The 1,064-nt window shown below is 38.3% G+C and carries 2 pseudogenes; both read left to right on the top strand.

Going from position 1 to position 1,064, the window contains the following annotated elements:
• Positions 1-532, top strand: a pseudogene (locus tag AC1DRF_RS29270) (replication protein); the annotation flags it as partial.
• A gap of 107 nt (positions 533-639) precedes the next feature.
• Positions 640-1,064: pseudogene (locus tag AC1DRF_RS29265) on the top strand (ParB N-terminal domain-containing protein); the annotation flags it as partial.

Below are 1,064 nucleotides of genomic sequence, written 5' to 3'. Positions count from 1 at the left end.
GATTGAGATTGTGAAAGAGCAATTACATGAAGTCGCTTATACAGCCATTGTAGGCTTAGATAAATATATCCATGAGGCGAATCATAAGGGTACTTCCCTATCACTGGATGACATGTGCCGTCTTGTTTATCAAATTGCTTACAATCAATTTGCCAATCTACTTAAAGGAAATACAGAAGATCAAACATCTGAGTCAGACATACATACAGACGTTCAACCAAAAGCATTACCTAAGCCTAAACATATCATCCGTAAGGAAATTGTTCCTGATTGGTTACAAGCTGAACAGGAGCAAAATGAGTGTACACAGGAAGCAACTATTTCTCTGGATCAACAGCTTGAAATGATCCAATTAAAGCAAGATTTAGGGCAAAAACTAACACCAGAAGAAGAAACCTTGCTGCAGGAACACAGTTCTACGTACAGTTCGTTAGAAATGGCGCAGCTGAAGCAGGATCTAGGACAAGTCTTAACACCACAGGAGCAAGCTTTATTACAACAACATGCCCAATTACAGGACACCGTTTCGTAAGCAAAAAGTAAAGAAATCCCTTAAAAGCTGATGTTTATTAAGAGTATTATTATTTAGAACATACTTCTAAATAATCAATATATAAATCTATGTAGGAGGAGATCACGATGCCACATAAAATGACCTTAACAGGATCTGCGACAGGACCATTACGAGAATACGACCGTTACGTTGCCTTTGATATGCGAGAAAAAGGTTCACCTTCTGCGCCTAAAGGGTTAAAGAAGAGTACGTTTATTTCGTATACCGTGTTTGTTGCTAAGAAAGCCTTTAATAAAACCGGACTAACAAAAAAGAGTATTATGCATGAGAAAATCTTAATTCAAGGAGAACCAACGTTAGATATTCCCATTGACGAATGCCCTGGCGAAATAGGTGTTATCTGCTTTCAGATTACCGTTCTCCCGAATAAAAACGATAAAGAAGCCAATGAGTCAAACGATAAAAAAGAAGCGAAACAAGAGGTTTCTAGGGCACAGCAAGAGGTTGCAGCTACCAAGCAGGAAGAAAAACAAGCAGGAAGAAAAACAAG

It is taken from the genome of Priestia sp. P5_B4, assembly GCF_056400385.1.
This window is presented reverse-complemented; position numbering and strand designations above follow the sequence as displayed.